Below are 22,894 nucleotides of genomic sequence, written 5' to 3' on the forward strand. Positions count from 1 at the left end.
GGTCCATGATCTGTGGATGGATCGTCCCGCACGCGATGTCCGCGCCCTCCCGAAGGCTCATCTCCACCTGCACTTCACGGGATCCATGCGGTCGGAAACCCTGTTGGAACTGGCGGATCTGCACGGTGTGCGACTGCCCGACTCGCTGACCTCGGGTCGACCACCACGATTGCGGGCCACCGACGAGCGGGGCTGGTTCCGGTTCCAGCGGTTGTACGACATCGCCCGCTCGTGTGTGCGCACCCCGGACGACATGCATCGGCTGGTCCGCGAGGCGGCGGAGGACGACCGGGCCGAGGGCTCGGGCTGGCTGGAGATCCAGGTGGATCCGACCTCGTACGCACCTCGCCTGGGCGGGTTGACGCCGGCGGTCGAGATCGTGCTGGACGCGGTGGAGGCCGCTCGGAAGGCGACCGGGATCGGGATCGCGGTGGTGATCGCGGCGAATCGCACCAAGCACCAGCTGGAGGCGCGCACGCTGGCCCGGCTCGCCGCCCAGTACACCGATCGCGGCGTGGTCGGCTTCGGGCTGTCCAACGACGAGCGGCGGGGTCGGGCGCCCGCGTTCGAGCGGGCCTTCGAGATCGCCCGACACGCCGGGCTGTTCGCGAACCCGCACGGCGGCGAGTTGGACGGGCCGCGCAGCATCCGCGAATGCGTGGACGTGTTGGGCGCGCGCCGGCTCGGGCACGGGATCCGGGTGGTGGAGGATCCCGAATTGATGGCGCTGCTCGCGCGGCGGCGGATCGTGTGCGAGGTGTGCCCGGCGTCCAACGTCGCGCTCGGTGTCTACGACAAGGCGGCGGACGTGCCGCTGCGGAAGTTGTTCGAGGCGGGGGTGCCGATCGCGCTCGGCGCCGACGACCCGTTGTTGTTCGGCTCCCGGCTGGCCGCGCAGTACGAGCTGGCCAGGGACGAACACGGTTTCGACGATACGGAGCTGGCCGAGCTTGCCCGGCAGTCGATCCTGGGCTCGGTGGCGCCTGCGCCTGTGCAGCGGGCACTGCTGGACGGGGTGGACGGGTGGTTGACGTCACCCGGCGCTTCGGTTGAGGCGGGTTTGGTTCCGGCCCGCCCGCCCGTTGCCTGAGGTGACCGGGCCGCGGGTTTCGGGCACTGGTGGGCGGATCGGGCCCCCGGGCCCGGGCCGGGCGCTTCGGGTCAGAGTTTGGCGTTGATCAGGACCGGTTCGTTGATCAGGGTTACGCCGAACGTGTCGTGGACGCCGTCGCGGACCTCGCGGGCCAGGGTGAGCAGGTCCTCGGTGCTGGCCTGGCCGCGATTGGTCAGGGCCAGCGTGTGCTTGGTGGAGATGCGCGCCCGGCCCTGCCCGTAGCCCTTGGCGAAGCCGGCCCGTTCGATCAGCCACGCCGCGGAGGTCTTCACGTGGTCGGCGCCGGACGGGTAGCTCGGCGGGGTGACGTCGGGACCCAGATGCCGCGCGGTCCGCGCGCTCAGCTCGGCGAAGGCGTCGTGGGTGAGGATCGGGTTGGTGAAGAAGGAGCCCGCGCTCCAGGTGTCGTGGTCGCCCGGATCCAGCACCATGCCCTTGCCGCGCCGCAGGCCGAGCACCGCGGTGCGGGCGGCCGCGACCGGGACCCGTTCGCCCGGCTCGACGCCGAGCGTGCGTGCCAGTTCGGCGTACCGGATCGGTGCCGAGCGGCCCGCGTCGTCGCGCAGGCGAAAGCACACGCGCAGCACCACGAAGCGGTCGTCGCCCTTGAAGACGCTGTGTCGGTAGGTGAAGCGGCACTCGGCGGCGGTCAGCGTGCGCACGCCGCGCTCGGTCCGGTCGTAGACCTCGACCGAGGTGATCGTCTCGGCGACCTCCTGGCCGTAGGCCCCGACGTTCTGCACCGGGGTCGCGCCGGCGCTGCCCGGGATGCCGGCGAGGCATTCGATGCCGGACAGGCCCGCGGCGACGGCGGCGGTGACCACGTCGTCCCACGGCACGCCGGCGTCGACGCTCACGTCGGTGCCGTCCACGCGCAGCCCGGTGGTGGCGATCCGCAGCACGTCGCCCGGGAAGCCGTCGTCGCCGACGACCAGGTTGCTGCCGCCGCCGAGCACGAGCAACGGGGTGCCCTGCTCGTCGGCGGCGCGAACGGTCGCGAGCACCGCGTCGGTGGTCGTGGCCGTGTGGAGCCGACGAGCCGGGCCGCCGAGGCGGAGGGTGGTCAGGGAGGCGAGAGGCGCGTCGGTTTCAGGCTGCACCGTTGGATTCTCGCATCACCCGACGGGTGCGGGACTCAGGCCAACTGGACGACGGCCCTGGGCACGCCCAGGACCTTGGCGCCGCCGGAGGTGACCAGCAGGTCCACCCGGGCCCGGCGGTCGTCCAGAAGCACCGCGACCTTGCCGGTGACCTCGATGGTCGCCCCCTCGACGGTGTCCGGAACCGCGACCGGCTTGGTGAAGCGCACGCCGAACTCGATCAGGGCTCCCGGGTCGCCGAGCCAGTCGGTGACCACCCGCGCGGCCTCGGCCATGGTGAACATGCCGTGCGCGATCACGTCCGGCAGGCCGACCTCGGCGGCGAACCGACCGTTCCAGTGGATCGGGTTGAAGTCGCCCGAGGCGCCCGCGTAGCGGACCAGGGTCTCCCGGGTGACCGGGAAGCTGCGGGCGGGCAGTTCGGTACCGACCGCGACGTCGTCGAAGGAGATCTTGGCGGTCATGATCATGCCTCCGAGTCGTCGGCCGCGGCGCGGGCCACCAGGGACGAGAGCGCGGTGACGATGTGCTCGCCCTCCACGGTGGTCACCTCGGCGCGCGTGGTGAGGATGTCGTTGCCCGCGAGGGACTTGATGTTGTCCACGGTGGTCACCACGGTCAGCCGGTCGCCCGCGCGGACCGGGCGCGTGTAGGTGAACTTCTGGTCGCCGTGTACGACGCGCGAGTAGTCCAGACCGAGCTCGGGGTCGTGGACGACCTGGTCCGCGGCGCGCATGGTGACCACGATCGCGAACGTCGGCGGCGCGATCACGTCCGGGTGCCCGAGCGCCTTGGCCGCCTCGGGGTCGTTGTACGCGGGATCGGGGTCACCGATCGCGGCGGCGAACTCGCGGATCTTCTCCCGACCCACCTCGTACGGCTCGGTGGGCGGATACGTCCGCCCGATGAACTTCGCGTCCAGCGGCATGAAGCGGTTCTCCCTGGTGGATGGCGGGCCGGTGCGGGCAACGCTGCGGAGAATACGACAACGAGGCCACCCCCCTGGTGGGGAGTGGCCTCGTCGGTGTCGTGGTGCGAATCGCCTAGCGGGTTTCGCGGTGCGCGGTGTGCGCGTTGCAGCGGGGGCAGTGCTTCTTCATCTCAAGACGGTCCGGGTCGTTGCGCCGGTTCTTCTTGGTGATGTAGTTCCGCTCCTTGCACTCCACGCAGGCCAGCGTGATCTTCGGGCGGACGTCGGTGGCAGCCACTGGAGTGCCTTCCTTGCGGTCAGGGGTGAATACAGCAGAAGCAGCCGATGCGGAGTCTCCCCCGAATCGGCTCGCTTGGTAGCGGCGACCGGACTTGAACCGGTGACACAGCGATTATGAGCCGCTTGCTCTACCGTCTGAGCTACGCCGCCTCGACGAGGCCCCCGCCTGCTGCCAGGCGGGGATCCCATCGTCTGAGCCCCAATACGGAATCGAACCGTAGACCTTCTCCTTACCATGGAGACGCTCTACCGACTGAGCTATTGGGGCGAGCAGGAAAACCATACACGCTGCCTGTCACCGATCGGAAATCGATTGGCGCAACGCCCTCGGCTCGACTACTCGGCGGACCAGACAGCCCTGGTCAGAGCCCCTTCCACGGTTTGCGCGTAGACGGCCGCGGCCAGCCACGCAGCGGACAAAAGGTCGTTGTCGCCCGCGCGAAGACGCCCGAAAACATCCCGTTCGCGGCCCGCCGCGACGTGCGTGAGGCGCTCGACCAGGCCGGCTCCCGTGGCCAGGCCGACCCGGCGCAGCCGGGCGGTGTCGGCGGCGGTGGAACCGGCCAGCGCGAGCACCGGCCGACCGCCGCTGATCGCTCGCTCTACGTGACGGTGCATCAGGTACAGCGGGCCGGCCGGGAGTTCCTCGGCCGCGACGGTCGCGACGGGGATCGCGGCGGCGTCCGGGAGGTCGGCGCGGTGCAGGCGGTCCAGGCCCAGGTCGACGCGGCCCAGTCGGTCCTCGGCCAGCCGCAGTGTGGGGCCCTCGCCCGGCGGGATGCCGACCGCGAGCACCCGGATCGCCCGATCGGCGCCGGGTTCGAGGCGGCCGATCAGCCGCAATCGCAGGCCCGGGCAGGTCGCGAGCAGACGCAGGTTGTCGCGGTAGGCGAAGGCCGGATCGGCGTGCGCGACGAGCAGGTGCACGTCCAGTCCGGCGCAGACGGCGCGGACCCGGTCCCGGGCGCCGGGGGTCGGGCCGAGCACGGTGACGTCGAGGAAGAGCAGGTCGACGCCCGCGGGGCGGTCGTCCGTGGGCAGGTCGCGGTGGCCGACGACGCGGTCGACCTGGGTGGCCGGCGGGACGTCCCACAGGGCGCGGAGCGGCTCCTCGGTCCAGGCCGCCCCGCTCGCCCGGGCGGCGCGCACCCCCTGGCCGGCGCCGAGCCGGCCGCCCGCGGACGCGGTGGCGCCGGAGACGACCAGGCCGGCGCGGGTGAGCGCGGCCGGGTCGATGGAGGTGTCGCCGACCCGGATCGCGCGGGTCGCGGCGCCGACCGCCCGGTCGGCGCCACCGGGGGCGACGTCGCCGATGGTGCGCAGGGTGCCGGTCGGGTCGACGGTGGTGGTCACCGCGCCCGCGAAGCCCCGGGCGGTCAGCACGGGTTCGGTGAACAGCCCGTACAGCCGCAACGAGCCGGCCGGTGCGTAGGCCCGGCGGGAGGTGCCGCGCAGCCCGTCGAGGACCTGCGCCGACTCCCCCGTCGAGGTACGCAGGGCGTGTGCCACGTCGAGCAGTTCGCGCAGCGCGGCGACCAGTTCGGCGAGTCGGTACGCGGGGTCGCCGGACCGGGCGGCGCGCAGGCCGGTGGCCACCGCGACGGCGGCGGCGGACGCGCGGTGCAGCCCGGCCAGGCGCGCGGTGTGTGCGGCGCGCAGCAGGCCGGCCTGGAGGACGGCGCCGGCGGTGTCGACGCCGGCGTCCACGATGGCGGCGCCGGCGGTCCACAACGCGTCGGCGGCGGCGCGTTCGGCGGCGGTGGGTTCGGTGGCTCCGGCTTGTCCCGCGGTTGTGCCGGGGTCGGGGGTCTCGGTGGAAGTGTCCGGGGTGTCGGGGGCGTTCGAGGTATCCGGTGCGGGTTCGGGTGCGCCGTCGGCGACCGGGGCCGAGGCGGCGGCTGCGGCGCGGTGTACGCAGGCCGGTGCGAGCAGGCACGAGCAGCGCAGGTCTTCGACGCGGGTGACCGATCCGGTCGGGATGGACAGGGTCAGTTCGGCGTCCTCGCCGACGGTGATCCGTACGGTGTCGCCGTCGCGTGCGATCGGGCACGCGGCGAGTTTGGCGATCGCCGCGTCCAGGCGTTTGCGCAGGCGCGGGGTGAGCGCCTCGATGATGTCGGCGGTGACGTCCGGCGCGACGGGTGGCAGGCCCTGCGTGCTCATCGGACCTTCTCTCCGACCCAGCGGGCCAGTTCGGTGGGGCTCAGGGCGGCGACCGGCATGCCGGCGGCGACGAGGCTGCCGGCGACGGCGGCGGAGTAGCGCGGGCGGCCCGCGTCGTCCAGGCTCGCGCAGCCCAGGACGTGGCAGCCGGAGGAGGCCAGCGTGCGTACCTCGGAGAGCAGGCCGCCCAGGGGGTAGCCCTCCTCGAAGTCGCTGATCACGGTGATCAGCGTGCGCGAGGGCACGGTGACCAGTTCGCGGGCGGCACGCAGCCCGGCGGCGATGTGCGTGCCGCCGCCGACCTTGACCTCCAGAAGCAGGCCGAGCGGGTCGTGCACGTGCTCGGTGAGGTCGATCACCTCGGTGGAGAAGGCCAGGAAGTGGGTGCTCAGCGAAGGGACTCCGGCCAGGATCGATGCGGTGAGCGCGGACCAGATGGTCGACGCCTCCATCGAGCCGGACACGTCCACGACCAGGATCAGTCGCCAATCGTTGCTGCGGCTGGACCGGGTACGGAAGATCGGCCGCTCCGGGACCACGACCACGGTGCCCTCCGCGGTCCGGCGGGCGGTGGTGAGGTTGGCGCGCAGGGTGCGCGGCAGGTCGAGCGCGCCGCCGGGGCGGCGGGTGGGGCGTGGGGTGGTGATGCCGGTGAGCGCGGGCCGCAGCCGGGTGGCGAGTTCGCGGCTGAGTTCGGCGACGATCCGGGCGATCAGCGGGCGCAGCAGCGCGAGTTTGGCCTCGGGGAGGCCGCCGGCGTGGGCCAGTACGGTCTTGAGCAGGTCCACCGAGGGACGGGCCGCGGCGGGGTCGAGGTGGGTGAGGACGTCGGTACGGCCGGCTGCCGCGGCGGCGGCCAGGACCTCCTCGCGGATGTCGGAGCCGAAGAGGGCGATCAGGTCCTCGGACCATTCCCGGACGCCGGGGTAAGGGGCCTCCCGGCCGCCGCCGTTGCCGTCGCCGAGGTCGCCGCGGGAGCCTTCGCCGCGGCCGGTGCCGTAGAGCTCGTCGAGCGCGGTGGCCATTTTGCGGGCGTTGCCCTGGAGGTGGTCGGAGCGGCGGCCGAGGATCAGCTTCCAGCGGTGGGTGGTTGGGAGGTCGTGAGTGGGGAGTGCGGCCGCGGTCGCGGTCGCGGTTTGCTCGGGTGGGATTTGTGCCCGCCCGACCACCCGTTCCGTGGGGTTCGGAGGCTGCGGGATTTCCGCGTCGGGCGAGGCGATGGGGCCGCACGGCCTGCCGAGGGGGGTGATGTCCGTGGCGGAGGTGGCTTCCGCGACGGGCTCGGTTCCCTGGGCGGGTTCGGCTTCCGGGTCGGGCGCGGTTTTGGTGCCGGCGGCGGTCGGGTCGGGCGGGGGCAGGAGGCCGCGGTGGGTGAGGGCTTCTCGGGCGGTCAGGTCGGCGGTGGTCCAGCGGGCCAGGTCGATCGGGTCGGCGTCGGTGTCCACCCGGTCGCCCAGGTGGTCGGCCACCGCGTCGAGGACGCGGTCGCGGGCAGCGGGGCTGAGGGTGTCGAAGCCGCCGCGCAGGGCCGGCAGCCGGTCCAGGAACGGGCGGTCGGCGAGGGTGTCGACGCGGTTCAGCAGCGCCGCCAGGACCGGGCCGCCGGTCTGCAGGAGCGGGCCGGCCGCGGTGAGCAGTCCGGTGAGCCGGCGGGTCAGGTCGGCCCGGGCGGGCGGGGTGGTCGCGGTGTCGATCCACGAGCCGATCCGGTCGCCGAGGCCGGCCGCGTCCTCGTGGCCGAGCAGGACCCGGACCGCACCGGCTGCGGCGGACATCAGCGGCGAGCCGTCGGCGGCCAGCCGGGCCAATCCCGTGTTCAGCCGGATCCCGCCGAACATGTCGGCGCGCTCCGCCAGATCGGCCAGGGCGCGGGCGTCGGCCGGGTCGTCGGATCCGGTCAGGCCGTCGAGGTGGCGAACGGCCGCGGTGAGCAGGGTCTGGGTGACGTCCTCGCCGGCGCCGGGAGACGTGGCCGACTTCGGGTCGAGGGCCGCCGTGGGGGCGGCCGGGTCGGTGGCGGCCGGGTCGGTGGCGGAACGTGCGTCCGACTTCGGGTCGAGGGCCGGTGTGGTGCCGGCCGAGGCGGGGGCGGCCGCCTGCGGGGTGGTCGGGCCGGGTGTGGTCCCGGGGGCGATGCCCAGGTGGCCCGCGTGGATGCGGTCGGTCAGGGTCAGTGCGGTGAGCAGGTTCGGGAGGGTGGCGATGGTCGGCAAGGTGGTGCCGGTCTCGGCCATCCTGGTGGCGGTGAGTTCGGTCAGGCCGCACGCCGCGGCGCGTTCCAGGCCGGTGAGGATCTGTTCCGCGGTGGGGCCGCCCTCGTCGAGTTCGGCTCGGTGCTGCGCGCGCAGGGTGCCCTCGGCGGCCTGTTCCGGGGTCACCCCCCGGGTACCGGCCGCGTCCGACAGGGCCGCCACGGACGGGGTCCAGCGCACCCGCCAGCGAGTGGTGACCGCGTCCGCGCCGCCCGCGCCGACCACCGCGACTGGTTCGGCGTACGGGATCCGACAGGTGGTCAGTTGTTGCAGGAGCAGTTCGCGGCGCCGGTCCAGGTCGCTGCGCAGCGGGTCCAGGCGCAGATCGCGCTCGGCCGGGTCGGCGGGGCCGGGCAGGCCGAGTTCGGCGATCCGGCGCTCCACCTCGGGGCCCAGGCCGCTGCGTGGTGCGGCCGGTGCGGGGCGGCCCGCTCGCTTGCCGACCAGGACACGTTCGAGCGCGCGGGCCACCGATCGGCCCCGGCCCAGCGGCTCGCCGTGGGTGAGCACGGTCTGTACCGCTTCGAGCAGTTCGCCGCGGCCCGCGGCGGGCAGTCCGCGCAGGTTGGCCAGGTCGCCCGCGAGCCGGACGATCTCGCGGGCGTCGGCCGGTCCGCTGGGATGGCCCTGGCCGCGCAGGTCGGTGCAGATCCGCACGGCCGCGGCGATCAGCGCCTCGTGCAGCGCGGCCGGGTCGCCGCCGGATTCCAGGACGCACTGCTGCCACTCGGGGTCGCGGATGCCGGCCGGATAGCCGGAGCGCGCGTCCAGGAGCGGGTAGGTGTACGGGATCAGCGACATCGTGACGTCGGCGATCTCGGCGGCCGGTGCGGTGGTGTCCTGGTCGAGCAGGGCCGGCGCGTGGAATGCGCCGAGCACGACCGCGGCGCGCGCACCGTCGGCGGTCGCCTCGTGCAGCGTGGCGCGCATCCACGCCTCGCGGCGCAGGTCGACCGGGTCCACGGTGCCCGCGTCGCGGCGCAGGGCCCAGCCGACGGTGAGCGCGGCCCGGCGGATCGCCTCGGCGGCGGAGCCGGGTGCGGTGGCCTCGACCAGCCGGTCCCACAGGTCGTCGCCGGGCCGGCCGGTGAGCCGGTCGCGCAACGCGGCGTGCAGCCCGCCCACGCCGGCCACCGCGTCCTTCCCGTCGCCGTCGGTGTCCCCCTCGGCCGCGCGGTCGCTGCGATCCCATCCGGGGTGGCCCAGCGGCAGGTCGCACGGGATCGCCGGGACGCCGTTTCGCGCGGCCCAGCGCAGTGCGGCCAACTCCGGCGAGAAGTCGGCGAACGGGTAGAAGCCGAGCCCGCCCGGACCGGTGCCGGCCAGGGCGATCGGCGCGCGGGTGTCCTCGTGTGCGAGCCATTGCAGCCAGGGCGCGGCCTCGTGCGGCAGTTCGACGAGGAGCACGTCGGGGCGGGCCGCGTCCAGCAGGGTCGGAACCGCGGCGGCGAGCGATGGGGCGTGGTGGCGCACGCCGATCAGGTACGGCTGCCGGGACGCGGCCAGGCGCGCGGCGGCCGGACGGGCCTCGTCGATGGGCCCGTCCGTACGTATGGTCGACACCTCGTCAGCCCTCCAGGACTCCGCGCAGGTCCCACAGGGTGCGCCAGGTGGCCGAGCCGTGTTCCGCCCGGCGGCGTACCGCCGCGTCCCAGTAGGACAGGAGCCGGGCGGCGTCGGCCGGGTCGTCCTTCTTCGCGACGCCGAGCAGGTGTCCCGGCAGCAGGCTCAGCACGTCCCGGTCGCCCGGGAAGTAGGCCGCGGCCAGCGCGAGCGAGGAGGCCACCGAGACCGCCTCGGCGGTGCTCAGCACGGTGGAGGGGCGCTCGATCTCCCAGCCCTCGGCCGAGCGGCCGGTGCGCAGGTCGCGGAACGCGGTGACCAGCACCTCCAGGACCGTGTCGTCGACGGCATAGGCGGTCCCGGTGCGTTCCACCGCGGCCCTGGCCTGACGGCGGACCAGCGCGATCTCCGCGTCGTGGTCGCCGATCGGGCCGACGGTCTCGAAGTTGAACCGGCGCTTGAGTGCGGCGGACATCTCCGAGACGCCCCGGTCGCGCAGGTTCGCGGTGGCGATCAGGGTGAAGCCGGGCACGGCGTGCACCTGTGCGTCGGTGCCGCCCGCCAGTTCCGGAACGGCGATCCGGCGCTCGGACAGCAGCGAGACCAGCGCGTCCTGCACCTCGGGCAGGCAGCGGGTGACCTCTTCGATCCGGGCCACCGCGCCGGTGGTCATCGCGGTGAGCACCGGCGAGGGCACCAAGGCGCCCCGGCTGGGGCCCTGGGCGAGCAGCAGTGCGTAGTTCCAGCCGTACTTGAGCTGGTCCTCGGTGGTGCCGGCGGTGCCCTGCACGGTGAGCCCGCTGGTGCCGCACACGGCGGCGGCCAGCAGTTCGGACAACATCGACTTGGCGGTGCCGGGTTCGCCGACCAGGAGCAGGCCGCGTTCGCCGGCGAGGGTGACCACGCAGCGTTCGACCAGGGCACGTTCGCCGACGAACTTGGCGCCGATGGTCAGCGTGCGCGGCAGGCCGTCGACCGGTTCGGGCAGCTTGAGTTCGTCACCGCTGCCCATCACGAAGGTGACCACCGCGCGCGGGGTCAGCCGCCAGGCCGGCGGCCGCGGGCCGCGGTCGTAGGCGGCCAGGAAGGCGAGTTCCCGCGCGTACAGGTCCTCGGGGGGTTGTACCTGGCGCGCGCTCGCGGCGGGTTCGGTTGCGGTTGCCATCAGCGGCGGCCCTTCCGGGGGGTGCGGGTGACGAGTTGTTCGAAGCCTGGCGCATCGCCGTCCAGGACGCGTTGCCAGGCTCGGCGGAAGAGTTCGGGTACCGGGCAGTCGGGCACGATCGCGGAGTGCTCGGGCTGCGCGTACAGCCCTTCCTTCCAGGTCTCCAGGGGCAGCGCCGGGTTCTTCAGCGCGCTCCAGCCGCCGGGCAGGAACAGCGTGCGACCGGCGCGCGAGCGCTTGGCCTCGACGACCAAGTCGGTGCCCGCGAGTTCGGTGCGGGCCTTCTTCAGCCGTGCGGGCTTCCAGCCGGTCCAGCGGGCGACCTGACGGTCCGTGGGGTCCGGCAGGGCGAGCAACTGGAGGTAGAGAACCGCCGCGTCCTCGCCGATGCCGTGCGCCTTGGCCACCTCGGCGACCAGGTCGGGCACCGCGTACGCCGGGTCCTGCTGGATGCCGGGCGGGCCGTCGGCGCGCAGGAGTTCCTCGAAGGCCGGGTCCAGGATCCGGCGGAAGGACTTCAGGTGGGTCGAGTTCGCGGCGCCGCGGAGCGCGATCAGCCGGTCGAACCACGGGTCGTCGGCGCCGGTGAAGCCGGCGGGCCGGACCTCGGCGAACTCGCTCTCGCCGTACCAGGGCCGGAGCCAGAAGCGGTCCTCGATCCGCAGCACGCCGTCCGGGTCCGCGCCGCCGGTGGCGGGCAGTCCGACCGCCTCGCGCAGTCGGGTGGCGGTGGAGCCGCTCTCCGAGTACTCGATGTCCAGGTCGAACACCAGGCCCGGATCGGCCAGCCGGGTGCGCAGCAGGCCGAGCACGTGCGGCAGATGTGCGCGCAGCGGGTCGCCGTAGGGCAGTCGGTAGGCGAGCCACGCGAGCGCGGACACGGTGACGTGCAGGACGTTGCCGCTGGGCACCGCCTCGGCGTCGGAGGCGCGCAGCCGGCCGTCCTTCTTGTCCATCGTGTGGGTGGAGGTGCCGGTGATCCACTTGCGCGATTCCGGCGTGAGCACGTTCTCGAACGCGGCGGAGGAGATGCCCCGGGCGTCCGCCGCGACCTCCTCGGGCAACCGCAGCACCCGGCCGAACGCGGCGTCCCACGCCCGGCAGCCGGCCGCGAGGTCGTGACCCGTCGTCCACAGGCCGGGGACATCCTCGGCTCGCTCGGGAATCAGCGCGCCCAGGACGCCGGCCCGCGCGGTGCCGTCGAGCCGGTCCAACTGCTCGCGGGCGTTGCTCGCCTCCGCGGCCTTGAGCCCGAGTACGGCCCGCTGGTCCTTGTCCAAATCGCCCGCGATCAGGCCGGCCAGCAGCACGCTCGCCTCGGCGCGGCCCAGGCCGGTGCCCTCGACCAGGGTCGGCACCGCCTCCGGCCGCCACGGGACGGGTCCGTTCGCGCGGACCCCGTGCACCACGGCGGCGACCCGCTCGGGGGACATCGGTTCGACGTAGCGGTGTTCCTCGTGCGTGGTGAAGCCGTCGATCGCCTCGAACCGTCCCGAGGGGTCGTGGTCGAGCGCGATCCAGTGGTCCCTGTCGCCGTAGTGGTACTTGCTGTCCAGGATGAACACCGTACGGTCGCCGCGCCGCATGGTCCGGCCCTGGCGCTTGCGGTCCTTGCCCTTCTTGGCGCTCGGCTCGCACAGGACGACCTTGCGCAGTGTCCCGGCGGGCCTGCCCAGCGGCCCGGCGGCGAGCGCCTCCAGCGCCACCAGCAGTGACGCGCGGTGCTCCTCGGAGGTGAACGGGGACAGTGCGCGGGCGAGCATCGCGGCCCGGTGGTCGAGCAGTTCGTGCCAGGAGAGGTGTGATGCGGCGAGCCGATCGGGCTCGGTGGTCCACTCGGCCGGGCCGTCGGTACGGGCCAGGGCCGCGGCCACCGCGGTGATGTGGTTCACCGTGTTCCACGTGGCCGTGCCCGTACCGTAGTAGCTGTATCGGCTGGTGCCCGCGATCCCGGCGAGCGCCCCGTTCAGTTCGGCGTCCTGGCCGTGGGCGGGGCCGGTGGGCACCACGCGGGCCTTCTGCTCCTTGACGGTGACCGTGCCGAAGTCGCGCAGGCGCCGCACCATTCGGGCGGTGTCCCGGGCCAGCCCGGCAACGCAGCGCACCAGGCCGGCGTGGCCCAGTTCGGGCAGCAGCCGGCGCACCGGGTCGATCCGCAGCGTGTCCGGGCGGACCGCCTTGTCGGAGGACTTCTTGGCGATCGTGTACTCGGCCATCGCGCGCTCGTGGTCCGCGTGCACCTCGGTGACCAGTTCGGCGGCCCGCTCGTGGGTGATCGCGCGCAGCGCCAACGAGCCGGCCTCGTCGCGCGGTCGCAGTGCGTGCCAGAACGCGAGCGGCGGGACGATCCGGCTGCCCAGGGCCAGATCGACGCCGCCCTTGTCGCCCACGCAGTGGCCCAGCAGCACGTCGCCGGCCCACAGCGACACGTTGCCGTTCTCCAACACGGCGGTGGGAGCCGCGCCGCCGGGCAAACGCAGTGCGCCGATCGGCACCTCCAGCGGCATCCGGTCCCAGTGTCGCCGGGTGCGCACGGGAGCACTCACGGTGTGCCCGGCCACCGAACCCGCGGTGATCGTGTCGCCGTCGATCCGGACCCAGCGGCCCAGCAGCTTGCCGTCGGTGCCGAACGGGCTCTGCTCCAGGCCGGGCAGCAGCGGCAGCAGCTCGCACCGGTCGGGTACGAGCGCGCCGCCGTCGGCGACTGCGGCGGCGAACGGAGCGGGCAGCGAGGCCCGGCCGTGAATCCCGGTGGCCGGGTCGTACTCGGTCCACTTGCGGTCGCTGCGGTCGGAGTCGAGCGACCAGTGCGTGGTGCCGTCGGTGAGCACGCCCCGGCGCGGCGGCAGCTTGGTGTCGCCGGCGTACAGCGGACGACCGCCGGTGGTGCGGCCGCCGTCGGGCAGCGCGAGGGAGAACGTCGAATTGACATCCGAGTTGCTGTTGGGGCTTTCGCCGGTCACCGGGAAGATCTCGTTCGGGCGCCCGGACCAGTACCCCTCCCAGTCGTATTCCTTGTTGTACCAGGCGACCAGGAGTTGTCCGTCCACGTAACGGAAGGCGGGGCGCTGCCACGAGACGCGTTCCTTGGGCAGGCGCAGCTCGTGTTCGAGCAGGATGCCTTCGGGACCGACCACGACGGCGCGCTTGTCGGTGGAGAGCACCAGCGCGGGCCATGCCTCGTCGAGCCGGATCTCGCCCTTGCGGCCGAAGCGTTCGACCGCCTCGTCCAGCGCGGACCAGCCCAGTTCGTCGTAGACGCCGGCGCGCAGCGTGTCGGCCAGCAGCGCGACCGCGTCGAACGCGCGGACCCGGGTCACCACGTCCGGGGTGACCTCCAGGACCACCTCGCGGAACTCGTTGAGCACCTTGAACTCGCGCTCGGCGTCGGGCAGCCCGGCCGCGGCGGTGACCTTGGTACCCTGCTCGGTCAGCCAGTTCGCGAGTACTCCGCGCAGCACGGGATGCGCGGCGGTGGCTGCGTGGCGGGTGCTCTTGAGGTTGCCGATCGCCCGGTACAGCAGCGGGAGATGGCGCTCGTCGGCGGCGATCGCGGCCAGCTCGCGACGGCCCGCGGCCTGGTCGCTCCACCACTCGTTGAGATCGAACGAGCCCTTGGGGTCCGGGTCGGTCAGCGGTATGCCCTCGGTCAGCGCCACATCGAGCAGGTCGACGTCCACGCCGGCGTGCCACCCGTTGCCGCTGAACAGGCTGACCGGTACGGCCTCGGCCCGCAGCGCGGCGGCCATCCGCACGACCTGGTTCGCGGTGCGCTCGCTGCGCGGGCTGTACCGCCAGCCGCGTCGGCAGTGCGCGGCCCAGCGGGTGAGCCACTGCGCGCGGGCGCCGGCCGGGAGGTCGCCGTCGACCAGCAGGTCCAGCGCGCCGGCCTCGGCGAGCAGGTCGAGCCAGAAGTCGTCGAGTTCGGCGTCCGGGGTCGAGCCGCCGGGGGTGGGCAGGATCTCCAGCAGGCGGGCTCGGGTGTCGGGCTCGGCGGCGGCCAGGGTCGCCAGCGGCTTGCGGTTGACCTTCCAAAAGGACAGCGGCGCGCGGCCGATCGCCGGCGTGGCCAGCAGTTCGCGCAGCAGCGCGAACTCCTCGGCGGTGTCGTCGCCGCCGGCCGCCCGGATCAGCGCGCGGGCGTCCTCGGCCAGTCCGGCGTACGGCGGCATGCCCGCGGTGCAGCGCTCGACCGCGAGTTGGCGGAACTGCACCCACGCCTGCGCGGGACCCAGTCGGGCGGCCAGCGCCTTGGCGTGCTCCTTGAGCGCCTTGGCGGTCAACGCGCCGGCGAAGGCGAACTCCAGGAAGACCGCGCGCAGCCGCTCCTCCTCGATCGGCAGGTTGTGCACCCGCTCGGCCTCGCGGGCCTTGCCGAAGAAGGCGGACGCGTAGGTCTTGTTGTCGTGCTTGAGGAAGATCCGCGCGGCCTGCTCGTGGAAGGTGGGCAGGAAGTGCGGTACGGCCCGGCCCAGGCGCACGGCCAGTTCGCCGAAGCCGTCCTTGGCCGCGCCCGGCTTGGTCTTGGCCTGGCGGTCCAGCCGCTCGATGTCGCGGACCAGGGCCAGCGCGTGGTGTCCGTTGGCCGGGTCGTTGACCAGGGCCCAGGCCGGGAAGCCGAGTGCCTCGCGGCGGACCTGGCCGACCTCGGGGGCCTCCGGTTCGCGGGCCAGGCCCAGGAAGCCGAGCGCCAGGTCCTCGGCCTCGCCCAGGGTCGCCGGGACCAGCCGCACGATCGGGCGGTCCTCGAACACGGGGTGCAGGTAGGTGCGCACGGTGAGCGTGTCGATGTCGTCGCCGGTCAGGGTGCCGACGGGGAGGATGCCGCCCGCGTCCAGCAGGCCGCGCGAGGTGTCGGGGGTGGTGCTCATGCCGGTGCTGTTCATGCCGCGGCCTCCGTGGTCTCGATCGTGCGGCCCGCGTACAGCGCGGCGCCCATGCGCATGCCTTCCGACCAGGCCACCGGCGGGACCCGGTCCAGGGTCAGCGCGCTGCCGCCCTCGGTCCAGGTGACCGTGCCGGTCTCGGTCGACTCGTAGCCGTCGTAGTCGCCCAGCCACATCCGGGCCTCGACCGCGCGGCCTCCGTCCAGCACCGCGCACACGGCCTGGCCGCCGCGCACCTGGTAACCCAGCTGGGTGGCCCGGCCGATCAGGAAGCGCAGCTGGTCGTAGCGCCCGCCGGCGAACTCCTCGACGCCGCTGCGGGTGCCGTCCAGGTCCGCGGGTCGGCGCCACACCTCGCGGTAGAGCTGCTGCACGCGCTGCTCGACCCCCAGTTCGACGGCGAACTCGCGCAGGTCCTCCAGGTCCGCCAGCAGCACCGGGTGCGGGATCCGGATGGTCTGTGCGTCGAGGTAGACGGTGTCGCCGTCGGGGTCGACGATGCCGACGCCGCGCTCGGAGTCCGCGCCGCGCAGGAATCCGGCCACGTCGGCACCGTCCGCAGTGACCACCAGGTCGCGCAGGACCCGCTGCCAGGAGGGATCCGGCCACACTCGGGAGAGCAGCGCGACCGGGACCGGGAGCGAGCCGATCATCCAGCGCTCGACCGCGTCCAGGCACGAGCGGTCGTGCCGTTCCAGCCACTCGACGAGCTGTCGCAGGCCCACCACTGCCGGGTCCTCGCCGAGCTTTCCGGGCACCGACTTGAGTTGCCGCCCCTTGGCATTGCGGCACACCACCTTGCCGTCCTGCAGGGCGACCTCATAGTCGCCCGCCGGAATCCATCCCACGATCGTTCCCTCCACTGCTGTCCGCGAATGTCGGTGACACCCCGTCAAATGCCAAGCGGCACAAGGCGCTCGGCGCCGGTGACCAGGTTGGCGGGAACGTTAGCCGCCGAATCCGACAGCGCCGTCACCCGGCAGGATGAAACCCCGAGGGAAACGGCGGGCGATGGCCGAAAATCGCGCCCGACAGGCGAACTCTCGGCGGCAGTTGCACCAACGTTCGGCCACCGCGCCGGTGGCGGGACGGCGGCGGAGGCGCCGGGCGCGACCGCGCCCGCGGACCGCACCCGGGCCGCCCGCGAGGTTTCCCCCGGCGGCTGCGGGCCGCCGCCCATCCGGGGTAATTCCACCGGTTCAACCCATCGTTCGGCCGTGTCGCCGTATCCGACGGCACCTTGACGCGTTGTGCAGGGCCCACCCGCCGCGGGTGGGCCTGTACGAACCGAAAGGACCGACACAAGATGTCGCGTATCGCCAAGGCCGCCGTCCTGACCGCCACTGTGGGCGCCGCTGTCGCGGGCGCTGCGGGCCCCGCCATGGCCAGCTCCGACGCGGATGGCGCGGCCGTCGACTCCCCCGGCGTGCTCTCCGGCAACAACATCCAGGTTCCGATTCACATCCCCATCAACCTGTGCGGCAACACCGTCAACTTCTTCGCGGCGATCAACCCGGCGTTCGGCAACACCTGCATCAACGCCCGCTGAGAAAACACCTCGGCCCCGCTCGGTGCGTTCTTCCACGCATCGAACGGGGCCGTGCCATGTGTGCCGTGCCGAACGGCGGGTCCTGTCGAACCCGGCGCCCGGGCCCGGACCGGGGTCGGCGCCGGCGCGGCGGCGGGGTAGGGATGCGCGCATGACATCCTTCGCCCTGCACCACGTACAACTGGCCATCCCGGCCGGCAGCGAGGACGCGTGCCGTGCCTTCTACCTCGGCGTCCTGGGCATGACCGAGGTCGCCAAGCCGCCGGTGTCGGCCGCGCGCGGCGGCCTGTGGGTGCGCGCCGGCACACTGGAGATCCACCTCGGCGTCGAGGCCGACTTCCGGCCCGCGCGCAAGGCGCATCCCGGCATCCTGGTCGGTGACCTGGACGAGGTGATCGCCCGGCTCACCGCGAACGGCACCGAGGTCGTCCCCGACGGCGAGTTCCCCGGGCATCGTCGGTGCTACGCGCAGGACGCGGTGGGCAACCGGCTGGAATTCCTCCAGCCGCTGTGACCGCGTGCTCCCGCCGACGTCACGGGCGGCGGGCCACCACGTCGATCTCGACCAGGATGTTCATCAGGTCCGAGCCGACCGTCGTGCGCACCGGGTAGGGCGCGGTGAAGTACTCGCGGTAGACCTCGTCGTAGCCGGCGAAGTCGCGCTTGAGGTGCTCCAGGTGCGTGGTCACCTTCACCACATGGCTGAAGTCCAGGCCGGCCTCGGCCAGCACGGCCTTGAGGTTGTCCAACACCTGGCGGGTCTGGGTCGCCACGTCGTCGCCGACGGTCGCCCCGGTGGCCGGGTCGATCGGGCCCATGCCCGCGGTGTAGACGAAGTCGCCGGCGTCGATGCCCTGCGAGTACGTGCCACCGGGCTTGGGCGCGGCGTCGGTGCGAATTTCCTTGTGGGCCATGGTGGTTCGCTTTCTCGATCGAGTTCTCGGGTGTTGTGGACGGTATGTGTGGCGATGGTTCAGCGGGCGACGGCGTCGTCCTGTTGGAGCAGCCGCAGCTCGTCCCGGCGGGGCAGTCCCTCCCAGTCGCCGGGCACGGTGACCGCGAACGCGCCGGCCGCGGCGGCGGTGGCCAACCGGGCCGCCACCGATCCCCCCTCGACCAGCTCGGCGAGATAGCCGGCGGCGAACGCGTCGCCCGCGCCCACCGAGTCGACCGCGTCGACCCGGTGCGGCGGCACCTCGTGCACGCGGCCTTCGACGATCGCGACGGCGCCGCGCGAGCCCTGCTTGAGCAGCACCTGGGTGGGGCCGAGCGCGCCGAGATCGCGGGCGAGGTCGAGCACCGGGGTGTGTGCCGGCGCCTTGAGCACGAGGCGGGCCTCGTCCTCGGTGGCGAACAGGATGTCCGCACCGGCGGCCAGCGCCCGCAGTTCGGTCGCCGCGTGCTCGGCCGACCACAGCGCCTGCCGGTAGTTCAGGTCGAGCGAGACCGGTACGCCGGCCCCGTTCGCCTCGGCCACCGCCGCGCGCACCGCCGCGCGCGCGGTCGCCGACAGCGCGGGCGTGATGCCGGTGATGTGCAGGATGCGGGCGGAGCGCACCAGCGCGGGGTCCACGTCCTCGGGGCAGAGCCGGGAACCGGCGCTGCCCGCACGGTAGTAGCGCACGTCGGTGGCCGCGCTGGTCCGCCGGGCCTTGACCATCAGCCCGGTGGGCGCGTCCGGGTCGACCACCGCGCCGCGCGTGTCCAGCCCTTCGCCGCCGAGCACGGCCAGTACGAGCCGGCCGAACTCGTCGTCGCCGACCCGACCGATCCAGGCGGCCCGCCCGCCGAGGCGGGTGATCCCGATCGCCAGGTTGGTCTCGGCCCCGCCGGTGGCGACGTCGAGCGTGCGGGCGTGCCGCAGCGGGCCGATGTGCGGCGCGGTGAGCAGCACCATGGTCTCGCCGAGCGTGACCACGTCCGGGGTTTCCCGGGGTTCGGCGGTCATGATGTCCTCTCGCCAGATTCGCGTCGTCGGTGGCATCGGATTCCGGGTCGATCCGGGTCGATCCGGGTAGACCCGGATCGGTTCGGATCGGTTCGAGATCGGGTCGGGCGGGGGTTCCGGGACCGGGTGCCCGGTGGTTCGGTTTCGGAGCCGGTGCCCGGTTTGCCCGGGTGTCGGGTTCGGGTCCGGCGGTCGGCTCAGAAGTGGGTGTTCAGCACGTCCACGACCCGGTGGTCGTCGTCCACCACCGGCACCGCGCGCCACTTGTCGAAGGCCGTACAGGGATGCGAGATCCCCAGGCAGACCAGCTCGCCCGGGGCCATCGTGCTGTCGCCGAGGTCGACATAGGCATGCTGGTCGTCGAGCTTGACCACGCGTGCCGGCCCCGCTTCGCGAAGCGTCCCGTCCAGCGCGCGCACCCGCAACGGGATCGGCAGGTCCTGGTCGAAGGGCACGTCGCGGCGCCCCGCGCCGAGCACGGCCAGTCCCGGCTCGGGCGCGGAGACCACCTGCGCCCACACCTCCAGGGCGCCCGCGAGCGAGCCCTCCTCGGGGTGGCGCACGAACGGCGTCACGCGGGCGTACAGGCCGTCGTCGTGCGAGACGTAGGCGCCGCTGCGCAGGATGATCGTGCGGTCCGCGAGCGGCTTGCCGTCCGGCGCGAGCACGTCCACGACCGCGTCGAACCACGCGCTGCCGCCCGCCGAGACGATCGGCGTGCCGGGCACCAGGTCGGCGATCTCGTCGGCCAGGGTCGCCAGTTCGCGCAACCATCCGGACACCGCGGCGGCGTCCGGCAGGCCACCCTCGTAACCGGCCACACCCGCCACGGTCAGCCCCGGCACCGCGGCCGCGGCCCGGGCCAGTTCGACCCCCTCGACGATGCCTCGGCAGCCGGTCCGCCCACCCGTGCGGCCCAGCTCGATCAGTACCGACAACCTCCCACCGGGCACCGCCGCCAACGCCCGGGCGGCCACCTCCACGCCGGCCTGCGAGTCCACGTAGAACAGCAGGTCGGGCCGGGTGGCGGCCCAGCGCAGCACCTTCTCGTCCAGGACCTCGTTGGCGAGGAGGATCCGCGGCACCCGGAACCGGTGAGCGGCCAGCGCCTGGTTCGCGGTCGCCACGGTGATCCCCCAGGCGCCCGCGGCCAGTTGCTCGGCGAACAGTTCGGGCGACATGGTGGTCTTGCCGTGCGGTGCGAACAACACGCCGTGCCGCGCGGTGTACTCGGCCATCGTGGCCACGTTCGCGAGCAGCGCGGACTTGCGCGCGACCATCACCGGCCACGTGAACGGCCCGTCGAACAGGCTGTGTCCGGCAGCGCCGAGTTCGTCGTCGGTGAGTTCCTCATACGGCAGCCAGGTGCCTTTGGTGTACGAGTCGAGGGTCATCGGTTCGCTCCCAGGGTGCGCGATACACGGAGGGCCGCCGCCGCGACCGCGGGTCCCAGTTCGCGGACCCGCGCGGCGGTGACGCGGGACGTGAGACCGGAGACCGACAGGGCTCCGACCACAACGTCGTTGTGGTCGAAGATAGGCGCCGCCACACAGCGCACCTCGGGCTCGTTCTCCCGATCGTCCACGGAGTAGCCCCGGTTGCGGATCCGGGCCAGTTCGGTGCGCAGCAGCGCGGGGTCGGTGAGCGTGCGGGCGGTGACGGTGGGCAGGCCCGCCTCGACCACCTGGGCGAACACGTCCTCCGGCAGCCAGGCGAGCATCGCCTTGCCGACGGCCGTGCAGTACATCGGCGCACGGCTGCCGATCCGCGAGGCCATCCGCACGGCGGTCTCGTTCTCGACCTTGTCGATGTAGACGATGTGCGGCGCGTCCGGCACGCACAGGTGCACGGTGCCGCCTGCCTCGCGCATGAGCCGGTGCGCCTCCTCCGCGGCGGCGGTGCGCAGGTCGATGCCGGCCAGGTACGCCTGGCCGAGCGCGAGCGCGCCGGGGCCGAGGCGGAAGTGGCCGTGTCGGCGGTCGCGGGCGAGCAGCCCGGTGTCCAGGAGCGGTTGGGCCAGACGCAGCACGGTGCTCTTGGACAGGCCGAGCGCGTCGGCCAGTTCGGTCAGGTTCAGGCCCTCGGCGCCGGCGTGGTCACGGACCTGCTCCAGGACGGCGAGGGCGCGGCGCAGCGATGCGGACTGGTTGCGCGGCGGCGCCGGCCGGGACTCGGCGCGCGATCCGCCTCGGGTCTCGGCGCCCGGTTCGCTCGGCGTGTCGTCGACGTCGCGCTCGTGCTCGTGGATGCTCACTGGCATGTCCTCAGGACGGCCCGACCGGGCGCCCGGGCGTGTGACCCGTCAGGGCTCCGGACGAGAGTACGGGGACACCGGCCACCAGCACGTCGTCGATGCCGGCGGCGGGTCGGCGGGCGTCGCCGTAGTCGGCGAGGTCGGCCACCCGGGTCGGATCGATCACCGCGATGTCGGCGGCCAGGCCGACCCGGAGCAGGCCCCGGTCGGTCAGCCCGAAGCGGCGGGCGGGGTGCGACGCGAGGTGCACCGCGGCCTGTTCCCAGGTCCAGTCGCCGAGTTCGACCACGTGTCGGGCGAGCAGTCGGGCGAACGCGCCCCAGCCGCGCGGGTGCGGGCTGCCGCCGATGTAGATGCCGTCCGAGCCGCCGATGTGCGCGGGGTGGCGCAGCAGCGCGCGGACCGACTCGTCGCTGTTGGTCGGCGGCTGGTCGAACACGGCGCTCGCCACCAGGTCGGTGGCGATCAGCAGGTCGGCGCAGAACTCGGCCGGGCTCGCGCCGACCTCGGCGGCGGCGTCCACGAGGCGCCGGCCCTCGGCCCAGCGGAAGTCGGCGGCGGGCACGTGCGCGAGGGTGATCCGGGGCCACAGGGCCGGGTCCACCCCGCCGGCCAGGAGCCGGCGGGTGGCCGGTTCGGCCAGCGCGGCGACCACCCGGTCGGGGTCGGGATCATCCAGCGCGCGCGGTAGCGCGACCATCGCCAGGATGCTGCAGCCGCGCAGGTAGGGGTACGCGTCGTAGGTGAGGTCCAGGCCCTCGGCCCGGGCCGCGTCCACCATGGCGATCAGTTCTTCGGCCGGGCCGTGGTAGTGCGAGACGTGGGTGGCCACGCCGGCGGCGCGGGCCACGTCGAGCATCTCGCCCATGGCCGGGCCGGCGGCGGCCTCGTAGCCGCGCATGTGCGAGACGTGCGGCAGGCCGCGGGCCGCGACGGGGGCGAGCAGCGCGGCCAGCTCGGCGGCGTCGGCGTAGCGGCCGGGCACGTACTCCAGGCCGGTGGACAACCCGCACGCGCCCTCGTCCAGGCCCTGTTCGACCGCCTTGGTCATCGCGGCCAGTTCGGCGGCGTCGGCGGCGCGCGCGGTGGGGCCGAGCGCGCTGTGCCGGACGGTGCCGTGCGGCACGAGGTAGGCGGTGTTGACCGCGGTGGTGCGGTCGTAGGTGGCGAGCAGGTCGGCGACCGAGACGGGGCCCTCGCCCAGGCCGGGGTGGGTGCCGTTGATCGCCGCGAAGTAGCGGGTCGCGTAGGCCAGCGCGGCGGGGGTCGCGGGGGCGTAGGACAGGCCGTCCTGGCCGAGCACGAAGGTGGTCACGCCCTGGCGCAGGGCGGCGAGCTGGACCTCGGGGTCGAGCACGGCGGCGTCGCCGTGCACGTGGGCGTCGACGAAGCCGGGCGCCACGTACCGGCCGCTCGCGTCGAGCTCGGTGTGGGCGCGTGCGCCGTCCAGCCGGCCGATCGCGGCGATCCGGTCGCCGGTGATCGCGACGTCGGCTCGGAAGGCGGGTGCGCCGGTGCCGTCGAGCACCTGCCCGCCGCGCAGCAGTACGTCGTACATGCGCGCCCTCCCTACCCTTCGTGGTCCGCTCGTGTCCCGGGTGTCGGTGTCCCCGGTGTGTCGGTGTGTCGGTGTGTCGGTGCGTGGCCGACCCGGGGTCCCGGGTCGGGCCGTGTGTCGTGCGGTTTCGCC

At 73.6% G+C, this 22,894-nt stretch carries 17 protein-coding genes and 2 tRNA genes; 3 read left to right on the forward strand and 16 right to left on the reverse strand.

Annotation, left to right across the window (positions count from 1 at the left end):
- Positions 1–16 precede the first annotated feature (16 nt).
- On the forward strand, positions 17–1,090 hold the full coding sequence (locus tag A3IC_RS52860; protein ID WP_052173233.1) for an adenosine deaminase: 1,074 nt from the start codon (positions 17–19) through the stop codon (positions 1,088–1,090).
- A 71-nt stretch (positions 1,091–1,161) separates the two neighbouring features.
- On the opposite strand, the gene A3IC_RS0106530 is transcribed toward A3IC_RS52860, so the two are convergent.
- The 11 genes from A3IC_RS0106530 to A3IC_RS0106580 all read right to left on the reverse strand — a co-directional run bounded on the left by A3IC_RS0106530 (position 1,162) and on the right by A3IC_RS0106580 (position 16,301).
- Positions 1,162–2,214: a UDP-N-acetylmuramate dehydrogenase gene (locus A3IC_RS0106530; protein ID WP_020549257.1), complete on the reverse strand. Its 1,053-nt coding sequence runs from the start codon at positions 2,212–2,214 to the stop codon at positions 1,162–1,164.
- Between the two features lie 35 nt (positions 2,215–2,249).
- On the reverse strand, positions 2,250–2,678 hold the full coding sequence (locus A3IC_RS0106535) for a MaoC family dehydratase (protein ID WP_026217947.1): 429 nt from the start codon (positions 2,676–2,678) through the stop codon (positions 2,250–2,252).
- A 2-nt stretch (positions 2,679–2,680) separates the two neighbouring features.
- The gene (locus A3IC_RS0106540; protein ID WP_020549259.1) at positions 2,681–3,142 is read right to left on the reverse strand and encodes a MaoC family dehydratase N-terminal domain-containing protein; all 462 of its coding nucleotides are present in this window, start codon (positions 3,140–3,142) and stop codon (positions 2,681–2,683) included.
- Between the two features lie 115 nt (positions 3,143–3,257).
- The gene (gene rpmG / locus A3IC_RS0106545; protein ID WP_004571794.1) at positions 3,258–3,422 is read right to left on the reverse strand and encodes a 50S ribosomal protein L33; all 165 of its coding nucleotides are present in this window, start codon (positions 3,420–3,422) and stop codon (positions 3,258–3,260) included.
- Between the two features lie 76 nt (positions 3,423–3,498).
- A tRNA-Met gene (locus A3IC_RS0106550) sits at positions 3,499–3,574 on the reverse strand.
- 45 nt (positions 3,575–3,619) lie between these two features.
- Positions 3,620–3,692: transfer RNA gene (locus A3IC_RS0106555), tRNA-Thr, on the reverse strand.
- Positions 3,693–3,760: 68 nt separating this feature from the next.
- Positions 3,761–5,587, reverse strand: a complete 1,827-nt coding sequence (locus A3IC_RS0106560; protein ID WP_020549260.1) for an SWIM zinc finger family protein — start codon at positions 5,585–5,587, stop codon at positions 3,761–3,763.
- Positions 5,584–9,402, reverse strand: coding sequence for a vWA domain-containing protein (locus A3IC_RS0106565; protein ID WP_020549261.1), 3,819 nt, complete (start codon positions 9,400–9,402; stop codon positions 5,584–5,586). The genes A3IC_RS0106560 and A3IC_RS0106565 overlap by 4 nt, the downstream gene beginning before the upstream one ends.
- A 4-nt stretch (positions 9,403–9,406) precedes the next feature.
- The gene (locus A3IC_RS0106570) at positions 9,407–10,567 is read right to left on the reverse strand and encodes an ATP-binding protein (protein ID WP_020549262.1); all 1,161 of its coding nucleotides are present in this window, start codon (positions 10,565–10,567) and stop codon (positions 9,407–9,409) included.
- Positions 10,567–15,453, reverse strand: coding sequence for a hypothetical protein (locus A3IC_RS0106575; RefSeq protein WP_020549263.1), 4,887 nt, complete (start codon positions 15,451–15,453; stop codon positions 10,567–10,569). The genes A3IC_RS0106570 and A3IC_RS0106575 overlap by 1 nt, the downstream gene beginning before the upstream one ends.
- Positions 15,450–16,301, reverse strand: coding sequence for a DUF4132 domain-containing protein (locus A3IC_RS0106580; protein WP_026217950.1), 852 nt, complete (start codon positions 16,299–16,301; stop codon positions 15,450–15,452). The genes A3IC_RS0106575 and A3IC_RS0106580 overlap by 4 nt, the downstream gene beginning before the upstream one ends.
- A 458-nt stretch (positions 16,302–16,759) precedes the next feature.
- Between A3IC_RS0106580 and A3IC_RS0106585 the strand changes: the two genes are divergently transcribed.
- On the forward strand, positions 16,760–17,002 hold the full coding sequence (locus A3IC_RS0106585; RefSeq protein ID WP_020549265.1) for a chaplin: 243 nt from the start codon (positions 16,760–16,762) through the stop codon (positions 17,000–17,002).
- 151 nt (positions 17,003–17,153) lie between these two features.
- Positions 17,154–17,516 carry a VOC family protein gene (locus A3IC_RS0106590; protein WP_020549266.1) on the forward strand — a complete coding sequence of 121 codons (363 nt, stop codon included), beginning with the start codon at positions 17,154–17,156 and terminating at the stop codon, positions 17,514–17,516.
- Between the two features lie 19 nt (positions 17,517–17,535).
- Here the strand turns inward: A3IC_RS0106590 and A3IC_RS0106595 are convergent, their stop codons facing one another.
- From A3IC_RS0106595 to A3IC_RS0106615, 5 genes are all read right to left on the reverse strand, one after another.
- Positions 17,536–17,916 carry a RidA family protein gene (locus A3IC_RS0106595; protein ID WP_020549267.1) on the reverse strand — a complete coding sequence of 127 codons (381 nt, stop codon included), beginning with the start codon at positions 17,914–17,916 and terminating at the stop codon, positions 17,536–17,538.
- 59 nt (positions 17,917–17,975) lie between these two features.
- Positions 17,976–18,950 (reverse strand): sugar kinase, encoded by a 975-nt coding sequence (locus A3IC_RS0106600; RefSeq protein ID WP_026217951.1) that lies wholly within the window; start codon positions 18,948–18,950, stop codon positions 17,976–17,978.
- Between the two features lie 197 nt (positions 18,951–19,147).
- The gene (locus A3IC_RS72410; RefSeq protein WP_020549269.1) at positions 19,148–20,344 is read right to left on the reverse strand and encodes a type III PLP-dependent enzyme domain-containing protein; all 1,197 of its coding nucleotides are present in this window, start codon (positions 20,342–20,344) and stop codon (positions 19,148–19,150) included.
- Positions 20,341–21,204, reverse strand: a complete 864-nt coding sequence (locus A3IC_RS0106610; RefSeq protein WP_020549270.1) for an IclR family transcriptional regulator — start codon at positions 21,202–21,204, stop codon at positions 20,341–20,343. Before A3IC_RS0106610 ends, A3IC_RS72410 begins: the two co-directional genes overlap by 4 nt.
- 10 nt (positions 21,205–21,214) lie before the next feature.
- A complete protein-coding gene (locus tag A3IC_RS0106615; RefSeq protein WP_020549271.1) occupies positions 21,215–22,762 on the reverse strand; it encodes an N-acyl-D-amino-acid deacylase family protein in 1,548 nt (515 codons plus the stop codon).
- Between the last annotated feature and the right edge of the window lie 132 nt (positions 22,763–22,894).

It is taken from the genome of Embleya scabrispora DSM 41855, from assembly GCF_000372745.1.
In the GTDB taxonomy this organism is placed as follows: Bacteria; Actinomycetota; Actinomycetes; order Streptomycetales; family Streptomycetaceae; genus Embleya; species Embleya scabrispora.

What these genes read in the sequence shown, in the direction of transcription:
- A3IC_RS52860 (WP_052173233.1), top strand. Translation starts at nt 17, where the DNA reads ATGGATCGTCCCGCACGCGATGTCCGCGCCCTCCCGAAGGCTCATCTC.
- A3IC_RS0106535 (WP_026217947.1), bottom strand. Translation starts at nt 2,678, where the DNA reads ATGACCGCCAAGATCTCCTTCGACGACGTCGCGGTCGGTACCGAACTG.
- A3IC_RS0106540 (WP_020549259.1), bottom strand. Translation starts at nt 3,142, where the DNA reads ATGCCGCTGGACGCGAAGTTCATCGGGCGGACGTATCCGCCCACCGAG.
- A3IC_RS0106560 (WP_020549260.1), bottom strand. Translation starts at nt 5,587, where the DNA reads ATGAGCACGCAGGGCCTGCCACCCGTCGCGCCGGACGTCACCGCCGAC.
- A3IC_RS0106570 (WP_020549262.1), bottom strand. Translation starts at nt 10,567, where the DNA reads ATGGCAACCGCAACCGAACCCGCCGCGAGCGCGCGCCAGGTACAACCC.
- A3IC_RS0106575 (WP_020549263.1), bottom strand. Translation starts at nt 15,453, where the DNA reads ATGAACAGCACCGGCATGAGCACCACCCCCGACACCTCGCGCGGCCTG.
- A3IC_RS0106585 (WP_020549265.1), top strand. Translation starts at nt 16,760, where the DNA reads ATGTCGCGTATCGCCAAGGCCGCCGTCCTGACCGCCACTGTGGGCGCC.
- A3IC_RS0106590 (WP_020549266.1), top strand. Translation starts at nt 17,154, where the DNA reads ATGACATCCTTCGCCCTGCACCACGTACAACTGGCCATCCCGGCCGGC.
- A3IC_RS0106595 (WP_020549267.1), bottom strand. Translation starts at nt 17,916, where the DNA reads ATGGCCCACAAGGAAATTCGCACCGACGCCGCGCCCAAGCCCGGTGGC.
- A3IC_RS0106600 (WP_026217951.1), bottom strand. Translation starts at nt 18,950, where the DNA reads ATGACCGCCGAACCCCGGGAAACCCCGGACGTGGTCACGCTCGGCGAG.
- A3IC_RS72410 (WP_020549269.1), bottom strand. Translation starts at nt 20,344, where the DNA reads ATGACCCTCGACTCGTACACCAAAGGCACCTGGCTGCCGTATGAGGAA.
- A3IC_RS0106615 (WP_020549271.1), bottom strand. Translation starts at nt 22,762, where the DNA reads ATGTACGACGTACTGCTGCGCGGCGGGCAGGTGCTCGACGGCACCGGC.